This window comes from Acidovorax sp. HMWF029, from assembly GCF_003060895.1.
Lineage (GTDB): Bacteria > Pseudomonadota > Gammaproteobacteria > Burkholderiales > Burkholderiaceae_C > Acidovorax.
The window spans coordinates 83,138-92,319 of record NZ_QAIH01000328.1; the positions used below are offsets into that span (position 1 = coordinate 83,138).

Annotated in this window: 8 protein-coding genes; all 8 read right to left on the bottom strand. The window is 63.2% G+C overall.

Going from position 1 to position 9,182, the window contains the following annotated elements:
- Window positions 1-133: 133 nt before the first annotated feature.
- The 8 genes from DBR12_RS21810 to DBR12_RS21845 all read right to left on the bottom strand — a co-directional run bounded on the left by DBR12_RS21810 (window position 134) and on the right by DBR12_RS21845 (window position 8,974).
- Entirely contained in the window at window positions 134-1,018 is an 885-nt protein-coding gene (locus DBR12_RS21810) for a DMT family transporter (protein ID WP_108619126.1), read from the bottom strand.
- Window positions 1,019-1,273: 255 nt separating this feature from the next.
- A complete protein-coding gene (locus tag DBR12_RS21815; protein WP_108619138.1) occupies window positions 1,274-2,572 on the bottom strand; it encodes a DUF3422 family protein in 1,299 nt (432 codons plus the stop codon).
- Between the two features lie 123 nt (window positions 2,573-2,695).
- On the bottom strand, window positions 2,696-4,207 hold the full coding sequence (locus DBR12_RS21820) for a tripartite tricarboxylate transporter permease (protein WP_108619127.1): 1,512 nt from the start codon (window positions 4,205-4,207) through the stop codon (window positions 2,696-2,698).
- A 15-nt stretch (window positions 4,208-4,222) separates the two neighbouring features.
- Window positions 4,223-4,711, bottom strand: a complete 489-nt coding sequence (locus DBR12_RS21825; protein ID WP_108619128.1) for a tripartite tricarboxylate transporter TctB family protein — start codon at window positions 4,709-4,711, stop codon at window positions 4,223-4,225.
- Between the two features lie 175 nt (window positions 4,712-4,886).
- Complete coding sequence (locus DBR12_RS21830) at window positions 4,887-6,680, bottom strand: GspE/PulE family protein (RefSeq protein WP_108619139.1); 1,794 nt, start codon at window positions 6,678-6,680, stop codon at window positions 4,887-4,889.
- 11 nt (window positions 6,681-6,691) lie between these two features.
- Window positions 6,692-7,456, bottom strand: coding sequence for a spermidine synthase (locus tag DBR12_RS21835; RefSeq protein ID WP_108619129.1), 765 nt, complete (start codon window positions 7,454-7,456; stop codon window positions 6,692-6,694).
- Between the two features lie 9 nt (window positions 7,457-7,465).
- A complete protein-coding gene (locus DBR12_RS21840; RefSeq protein WP_108619130.1) occupies window positions 7,466-8,035 on the bottom strand; it encodes a DNA-deoxyinosine glycosylase in 570 nt (189 codons plus the stop codon).
- Between the two features lie 102 nt (window positions 8,036-8,137).
- Complete coding sequence (locus DBR12_RS21845) at window positions 8,138-8,974, bottom strand: TatD family hydrolase (RefSeq protein ID WP_108619131.1); 837 nt, start codon at window positions 8,972-8,974, stop codon at window positions 8,138-8,140.
- Between the last annotated feature and the right edge of the window lie 208 nt (window positions 8,975-9,182).

The window sequence follows — 9,182 nt, forward strand, 5'->3', positions numbered from 1 at the left end:
TTGCGCAACGACTTGGCGGTGGCGGTGCACCGGTTGCCCCGGCACCTGCCAACCGGCCGGTGCCCGCGGCAAAAAAGGCAGGTTGAGGCCCCTGCCTGAGCCCCTCACTGGTGCCGTGTCGGGTGGCCCTGCTTCAAGCCCCCTGGCGACGCGCCAGGCGAGTGAAAACAAAAATCCCCGCCACCACCAGTGCCGTGCCTGCCGCCACCCAGACGGTGAACGGCTCGCCCAGGATCCACACTCCCATGAGGATGGTGGACAATGGCCCCACCATGCCCGCCTGGGCTGCCATGCCCGCACCAATGCGCTCGATGGCCATCATCACCATCAACACCGGCGCGGCCGTGCACAAAGTGGCGTTGAGGACGGACAGCCAAACAACCTCCGGTGCCACGAGTGCAGCACTCATGGGCCGCAACACCAAGAACTGCGCCAGGCAACACAGGCAGGCCACGGTCGTTGCCAATCCCACCAGGCGCAGAGAGCCCAGGCGTTGCACCATCTCGCCGCTGTAGACGAGATAGATGGCGTAACTCGCAGCGCTCAGAAACACCAGCAGCGTCCCCAAGACCACGTTGTTGCCCTGGAGGTTGGCCTCGTGGCCAAACACCAGCACAACGCCGCAATAGCTGACCAGCATGCCGGCAGCCTGCGCCCAGCGGATGCCCCTGCCATACAGTAGCCAGCCCAGCAGAACGACCAGCGTGGGGTTGAGGTACAGGATGAGCCGCTCCAGACTGGCGCTGATATAGGCCAGCCCGGCGAAGTCCAGAAAGCTTGCTAGGTAGTAGCCCGTGACCCCGAGGCCCAGCACGCCCAGCCAGTCCTTGCGGCTCAAGGGCGGTTTGCCACGGCTGGCCCACCACGCCATCACGGCGAATATGGGCAACGCAAACAGCATGCGGTACATGATGAGCGTGACCGCGTCCACGCCGTGGCGGTAGGCCAGCTTGACGATGATGGCCTTGCCACTGAACGCGATGGAGCCAGCAAGCGCCAGAAGCAGGCCCGACGCCATGTGCGCCCCGGCAGTGGGTGCTGGGGTGGGGGCCTGCGCGGATGGAGTTGGAGCTGACGACAAGGGGCCTCGATTTTCTGTCAGATAACACGCCAGCGGGACACGCCCTGTGCACACCCCGCCCGCAAGGCAACGAGTTTGACAGGCATCACCCCACAGCGCCATCGAAGCTCCATGTGGGCACCCCCTTCATCAACGATGGACAAGAGTGGCACAGGGCTCACCAAGAACTACCCCAATAGCGCCGGGGACGGCTCAGCCATGCTTGTGAAAAACCTTGTGATGCAGGCGCCGCAGCGACCACCACACGCCCACCGCCACTGCGGGGATCGCTATCGCTGTCGTGGTCTCGGGCGACAAAGGCCAACCCAGCTTCTGAGCTCCCTTGGCCAAGTAGCTCACCAGGCCCACGATGTAGTAGGTGATGGCAGCCACGGACAGCCCCTCCACGGTGGATTGCATCTTGAGCTGCAGGTCCTGCCGGTGGTTCATTGTGGTCAGCAGCGCCTGGCTGCTTTGCTGCTGCTCGATCTCCACGCGGGTGCGCAGCAGATTGCTCATGCGCGAGACACGCTGCGAGAGTGCATCCTGCCGACGCGCAGCCCACTCACAGGTGCTGCGTGCAGGGGTCAGGCGCCGGTCCATGAATTCGCGGATGGTCTGCATGCCCGCTAGGCGCGATTCGGCAATGTCTTCGATGCGTTTGTCCACCAGCTCGAAATAGGCACTGCTGGCCGAGAACCGAGAATGCGAGGCCGCATACTGGCTCTCTACCTGCCCGGCCAGCCGGGTCAGGCGGTCCAGCAGGGCTGGTTCGTCGTCGCGGTTGGCGGTGCGGATGGCGTTGGCCAGCTCGGCCAGCTCACGCTCGGCAAAGGCCAGCACACTGGCGGCTTCGCGGGCCGCTGGCAAGCCCAGCAACGCAGCCATGCGGTAGGTTTCGATTTCCAGCAGACGCTGCACCAGGCGCCCCAGGCGCCTTGGCGTCATGCCCCCTGCCAGCAGCACCATGCGCGAGAAGCCGTCGGCATGGATCGCAAAGTCTGTGTAGACCTCGCCATGGCCATCCGCCACGGTGGATGCCACCAGCGTGTCCTCGTGCAGCACATGCTTGACCAGCGAACCCGAGCCAAAAGTGTGCGTGGGCAACACCCACAGGTTCAGGCTGCACAGGCACTGCCCGGGCAGGGCAGCCAGCCAGTCGCGGGGCACTGCGTCGATGGCGCTGACGGGTTCGCGCTCGCCAAAGGCCTCCACGGGGGCGGGCACCATGAAGGTCCAGGTGACGAATTCGGTGTGCAGCTCCCAACGCATGCGAAAGGCTCCCAGGTCCATCCGAAGGTGGGTGGTGTGGGCATCGGGCAGCGCCATGTGATGGTCGCGCAAGAGCGCGGCGATATGGGCTCGGCTCGCCTCGCGTTCAGTCGCATCGGCCAGCATCACGATGTGCGCAATGGCCAGGGGGGCATTCATCGCCTCAGGGGGGCGGGCGTGGATTTCGTTGTGCAGCATGGCCCGGTGGGGGTGCTGCGCGGGATGGAATGGTGTGGGCATGCGGACCTCTGCCTGCGATTGTGTACCGGCAACAGCAGCCAGAAACGAACGCTTCTGCCCAAAAAACAACGGCACCCAAGGGTGCCGTTGTTCAGTCAGGGAAAACAGGAAGCCCGAAGGCGATCAATCTTCCACGAAAGCTTCTTCGCGCTTGTTCTTCACTGCAGGCAACAGCACGATGATGAGCAGCAGGGCTGCGGCCGCCAGCAGGCCCGCCGACAGCGGACGCGTCACAAACACGCTCCAGTCACCACGCGAGAGCAGCAGCGCGCGGCGCAGGTTTTCTTCCATCATCGGGCCGAGGATAAAGCCGAGCAGCAAAGGCGCTGGCTCGGTACCCAGCTTGTGAAAGATATAGCCAATCAGACCGAAGATACCCACCATCCAGATGTCGAAGGTGTTGTTGTTGGTGGAGTACACACCCACTGCACAGAACAACACAATCGATGGGAACAGCCAGCGGTAAGGCACGGTGAGCAGCTTGATCCAGATACCGATCAACGGCAGATTCAGAACGATCAGCATGGCATTGCCAATCCACATCGAAGCGATCAGACCCCAGAAAAGTTCGGGGTTGCTGGTCATCACCTGGGGGCCAGGCTGGATGTTGTGGATTGTCATGGCCCCCACCATCAGCGCCATCACGGCGTTGGGGGGGATGCCCAGCGTCAGCAGCGGGATGAACGAGGTCTGCGAGCCCGCATTGTTGGCCGACTCAGGAGCCGCCACGCCACGGATATTGCCTTGGCCAAAAGGCACTTCGCCAGGTTGCAGCTTGGTCTTCTTCTCCACCGTGTAAGCGGCAAAAGCGGCCAGCAGAGCACCTCCACCGGGCAAGATGCCCAGGGCAGCACCCAGCGAGGTGCCACGCAGCACGGCAGGAATCATGCGCTTGAAGTCGTCCTTGGTGGGAAACAGGCCTTCCACCTTGGCAGTGAACACCTCGCGGTCTTCGTCGGGACGCGACAGATTGGCAATGATTTCACCGTAGCCGAACACGCCCATGGCAATGGTCACAAAGCCAATACCGTCGGTCAGTTCAGGGATGTCGAAGCTGAAGCGCGCCACACCCGAGTTGACGTCCGTACCCACCAGGCCCATCAGCAGGCCCAACACGATCATGCCCACCGCCTTGAGCAGGGAGCCAGAGGCCAGCACCACGGCGCCAATCAGGCCCAGCACCATCAGCGAGAAATACTCGGCCGGGCCAAACTTGAAGGCGACTTCGGTCAGCGGAGGTGCAAAGGCCGCCAGGATCAGCGTGCCCACACAGCCAGCAAAGAACGAACCCAGGCCAGCAGCCGCCAGCGCAGGGCCTGCACGGCCCTTGCGCGCCATCTGGTAGCCGTCGATCACCGTCACTACCGAGGACGATTCACCGGGCAAATTCACCAAAATAGCTGTGGTCGAACCACCGTACTGCGCGCCGTAGTAAATACCCGCCAGCATGATGAGCGCGGCCACGGGGGGCAGCGCGTAGGTGGCAGGCAGCAGCATGGCGATGGTCGCCACGGGGCCAATGCCTGGCAAAACACCAATCAGCGTGCCCAGCAGGCAGCCGACAAAACAGTAAATTAGGTTCTGGAACGTGAAAGCCACGCCAAAACCCATCGAGAGGTTGTTAATCAAATCCATGGTCGGTGCTCCTGCTCAACCCGTGATGAAACTGGGCCACACGGGGAACTGCAGCTTGAGCGCCCAGACGAATGCCACATAACTGCCAATAGCCAACACAGTAGCGAGAATGAACACGGCCTTGGCGTTGAATTCCTGCCCGGCAAGGCTGGCGATGAAAGTCAGCGCATAGATGCCCACGATGAGCCCCATGGCCGGAACCCCGAGACTTGGCAGCCCACCCAGCAGGATACCGAACGCAAAGTTGGCAGCCAGGATGAAAAACAGCGGCTTCCAGGCCCACTTGCCAATCTTGTCGCCATCCTGGGTTTCCACCGTGACAGCCTTGAAGGTGATCACGCTGCCGATGATGGCGAGCAAGATACCCAGCAACAGGGGAAAGTAGCCCGGCCCCATGCGGGCACCACTCCCAACGTTGTACGTGGTTGCTCCCCACGCAAACGCCACTCCGACACCCATGAACATGAGGCCGGAAAAAAAGTCTTTTTGACTCTTGATTTTCACGAATTGTCTCCTAAGCGGAAATCTTGACTGCGCGATTGTGAGTGCAAGCACGGCCCACGCGAATGTGGATTCCACCTACATCCGGTAACGCCCCATGGCCGCATCGCGTGAGCAAAGCATCGCGCGCGAACCACGAAGCGCGCCCCAGGGAGACGCCTGAACGGCGCGGGGCGCGTTACTCCAGCGGGGGAGTGGCCGCGATCACCTCGTCCATGGTGGTCAGGCCCTCAGCCACCCGCAGCGCCCCCGCCAAGCGCAGCGGGCGCATGCCATCCTGCACAGCCTGGCGGCGCAAGGTATCGATCGATGGTGCCTGGGTGATCCGGTCTTTGAGCGCCTCGCTCACGGTGAGTAGTTCATACAGCCCCATGCGACCACGGTAGCCACCCATGCGGCAATCCACGCAGCCCACGGGTTTGTAGGGCTGGTAGGCACCATTGATCTTCCATGGCTTGACGATCTCTGCCAATGTATCGCGTGATGCCGTCTCATCAGGTTGCTTGCACTGCTTGCACAACGTGCGCACCAGCCGCTGCGCCAGCACGCCCAGCAAGGTGGCATTGAGCAGGTAGGGCGGCACCCCCAGCTCCATCATGCGGGTGATGGCGCTGGGAGCATCGTTGGTGTGGAGCGTCGAGAAGACGAGATGCCCTGTGAGCGCGGCCTGGATGGCCATCTCTGCGGTTTCCAAGTCGCGGATTTCGCCCACCATGATGATGTCCGGGTCCTGGCGCATCAGGGCGCGCAGGCCTTCGGCGAAGTTGAAATCGAGCTGAGGCTGAACCTGGGTCTGGTTGAAGCTCGGCTCGATCATTTCGATCGGGTCTTCCACCGTGCTCACGTTGACCTCTTCAGTCGCCACACGCTTGAGCGTGGAGTACAACGTGGTGGTCTTGCCCGAGCCCGTGGGCCCTGTGACAAGGATGATTCCGTGCGGTCGCTTGACCAGCGACTCCCAGCGCTGTGCATCGTGCTGTGCAAAACCCAGGGCATCCAGGTCCTTGACCGCGTTGTCCGGGTCAAAGATACGCATCACCATCTTTTCGCCGAATGCGGTGGGCAGCGTGGACAAGCGCATTTCTACCTCATCACCCCGCTGGTTGCGCGTCTTGATGCGGCCATCCTGCGGACGGCGTTTTTCCACCACGTCGATGCGACCCAGAAGTTTGATGCGCGACACCATGGCGTTGTGCACCCCCATGGGCATCTGGTAGACCGGGTGCAGCACACCATCGATGCGAAAGCGGATCACGCCTTGCTCGCGGCGCGGCTCCAGATGAATATCGCTCGCACGCTGGTCAAAAGCGTACTGCCACAGCCAGTCCACCACCTTGACCACGCCCTGATCGTTGGCGTCGAGCTGCTTGTTGCTTTTTCCAAGCTCAACGAGCTGTTCAAAACTGCTACCACCCGAGTTCCCACCCGCCTTCTGCGCCGCCCGCACAGATTTGGCAAGAGCAAAAAACTCCGCAGTGAACCGATGGATGTCCTGCGGATTGGCCACCACACGGCGCACCGTGCGGTGCGACTGGCGCTCCACCTCGGCCACCCAGTCGTCGATGAAGGGCTCGGCCGTGGCCACCACCACTTCTTTTGCCGTGACCTGCACCGGCAGTACCTTGTGGCGCTCGGCGTAGGTGGCACTCATGGTGTCTGCCACCCGGCCCACATCCACCTTGAGCGGATCAATACGCATGTAGCTCAGGCCCGCCCGCGCGGCCAGGTACTCGGACAACGCCTCGATATCGAGCGGCCTGCCATCGCTTGCGCGCTCCATGGCCACGCTGGCCAGACGCACCAGCGCATGCTGGGAGCTTTCTGCTTGCGAGCAGCGGGCAATGGTGCGCTGCGCTTCCTCGCGCGAGATCACATGATCGTCGCTGAGCCACTGCACCATGCGGCGCCAGTCCACTGGGCCGATGTGGGTTGCAGCCTTCAGACGGCCGGGGATGTCCACGGAGGCATTCATGTCAAAACCTTTCAAGGCGCCACCGGCTTGAACGCCCGCAGCCATTTGGTAGTGGGCAGATCCCAGCGTGCCTGGATTGCCTCGGCTTGTTCGGCCAGCTCCGCACGTTTGGGCCGGGAGGGCGTGCGCTGTGCCAGCACCACCGTGTTGCCCTCGCGCGTGGGCTTGAATGCCCACAGCGCGTCGTTGCCAAACGCCTGGGCCATGCTTTGGAGGCTGCGATCAAAACTCGACGCGCGGCCGAACAGGTTGACCGTCATGGAGCCCGTCTCGGTCAGCAGCGCCCGGCAATCGGCATAAAAATCCGGGCTATCCAGCACCGGCGCCGCCGCCTCGTGGTCGTAAAGATCCACTGCCAGCGCATCGACCGTGCCCTGCCACATTGGGTTCTGGATCTCCTTGGCCGCATCGGCCAACACTACGCGCAGTTTGGGGCCATCGGGGGGCAGTTTGAACCACTGGCGGCACACCGCCAGGACCTGGGGGTTCAGCTCAACCGCAGTGGTGCAAATACGCAGCTTCTTGTGACAGAACTTGGTGATGGCGCCGGCCCCCAGACCCAACTGCATGGCGTGGCCCTTGGACACCTGTGCCAGGTCGGCAAATAGCAGCCAGGCCATCATGCGCTGCACATATTCCAGCTCGAGCGCAAAGGGTTCATCGATACGCATGGAGCCCTGGATCCAGGGCGTGCCCAAGTGCAGATGGCGCACCTCACCGTCGTCCGACACACTGACTTCGGGCAACTCTTGCTGTTTTTCTTTTTTGCGGGTCATTCAAAGCGTTCAAAGCAGGTGGTGGTCCGACAGCAATGCCGCCCAGGCCGCCAATTTACGGTCAAAACTCCAGGAGGCGTTGGCCGGGCTGGTCGATGGGAGTCGCACGGCCTGCAGCGGTAGCCTGTGCTGTGCCCCCAGGCTGGCCAGCACCGCCGGGGCATGCCGAAAGCTCTCGGCCCCGTTGTGGGCCACGGCCACAAGGCGGGGACAGCGCCCGAGCAAAGCGGCAAAGTCGTTGACCTGGGGGTTGCGGATGCTGGTGTCCAGACTGCCTTCGCGCTCGCAGCTGGCATAGACATCCCAAAGTCCCAGCCCACGCGCCAGCAGCCAATCGCAGCGCAGCGCGTAGTGCTCCGGCCCGGCTGCGGGCAGCGGATCATGGGGCCAGAGCGCCTGCAAGATCTTCCAGAAGTGATTTTGCGGGTGGGCATAGTACTGCTGCGCCCGCAAAGAGGCCGCGCCCGGAAAGCTGCCCAGCACAAGCACCACCGTGCGCTCGGATGCCACAGGTGGCAAGCCCTGCCACCGAACGGTAGCAGGAACAGGCGCAGGGCCGGGGGTGCAGAGATCAGGCATGGACCGATTCTGGACCGAAACCGCGCAAACGCTTTGGGGAGTCCTCAAAAAAAGATAGCTGTAAACCGTTTGCCACACGGCCCAAAACTCCCAAATTACTACTCATTTACGCCCCTGGGCTACCAAAGGCGCCAGCCGGGGCAGTGCCGCTAAAGCGTTGGCCGTGGTGGCCTGGGCCAGCGCCGCCAAGGGCAGTCCACGCAGCTGCGCCAACATCTCGGCAATGCGCGGCAACTCGGCCGGTGCGTTGCGCCCCTGCTGCTGGCCCTCGGCCCGCTGCGCGGCCGGGGTGTAGAGCCAGTGCGGAGGGATGTCGGGGGCGTCGGTCTCCAGAACCAGCGCTTCCTCGGGCAGATCGGCAGCCAGGCGCCGCAGCTGCAGGGCGCGGTCATAGGTCATGGCGCCGCCAAAACCGAGCTTGAAGCCCAGCCCGACAAAGGCTTGCGCCTGCTGCAGGCTGCCATTGAAGGCATGCGCAATGCCGCCACGCACAGGCAGATCCCGCAGGCCCTTGAGCAGTTTGTCGGCCGACCGGCGCACGTGCAGGATCACGGGCAGATCGAACCGGCGGGCCAACTGCAGCTGGGCCCGGTAAAACCGCTCCTGCCGCACAGGGTCCAGCCCTGGAACGAAGTAGTCGAGGCCGATCTCGCCTATCGCCACCAGGCGCGGATCGGCGTGGTGCTGCGCCAGCATCTGCTCCAGAAGCACCACATCCCCGTCGCCCGCGCGCCCGGTGTAGAGCGGGTGAATACCCAGCGCATAGCTGTCCCCATGCTGGTGCGCCAGCAGGCGCACGGTGTCCCAGTTGCTGCGCTCCACAGCAGGGATAACGCAATGGCCCACCCCCTGTGCGGTCGCCTCGTGGCGCACCGCGCTGCGGTCGGCATCGAATTCGGGAGCATCCAGGTGGCAATGGGTGTCAATCCAGGCAGTCATGCGCCGATGATGCCCCATAGGACCCGAACCACACCACGCTCAGTGGCCCTGTGTGTGCATTTGCGGGCAAACCGTGCTACCGTCATCTGCGTGCGCCAGCCCTTGGCGCCAATGAACCTGCGAATGATCTTCCCGGGCTGTCCCGAGACCCTCCGCAGGCTCCCAGAGCAAAGGTGACAGGATGCCCCGGCCCGCCCTCTACAGCAGC

Excerpts from the sequence above, each read along its gene's own strand:
- DBR12_RS21820 (WP_108619127.1), bottom strand. The coding sequence starts at position 4,207 with ATGGATTTGATTAACAACCTCTCGATGGGTTTTGGCGTGGCTTTCACG.
- DBR12_RS21840 (WP_108619130.1), bottom strand. The coding sequence starts at position 8,035 with ATGCCTGATCTCTGCACCCCCGGCCCTGCGCCTGTTCCTGCTACCGTT.
- DBR12_RS21830 (WP_108619139.1), bottom strand. The coding sequence starts at position 6,680 with ATGAATGCCTCCGTGGACATCCCCGGCCGTCTGAAGGCTGCAACCCAC.
- DBR12_RS21835 (WP_108619129.1), bottom strand. The coding sequence starts at position 7,456 with ATGACCCGCAAAAAAGAAAAACAGCAAGAGTTGCCCGAAGTCAGTGTG.
- DBR12_RS21815 (WP_108619138.1), bottom strand. The coding sequence starts at position 2,572 with ATGCCCACACCATTCCATCCCGCGCAGCACCCCCACCGGGCCATGCTG.
- DBR12_RS21845 (WP_108619131.1), bottom strand. The coding sequence starts at position 8,974 with ATGACTGCCTGGATTGACACCCATTGCCACCTGGATGCTCCCGAATTC.
- DBR12_RS21810 (WP_108619126.1), bottom strand. The coding sequence starts at position 1,018 with ATGGCGTCGGGCCTGCTTCTGGCGCTTGCTGGCTCCATCGCGTTCAGT.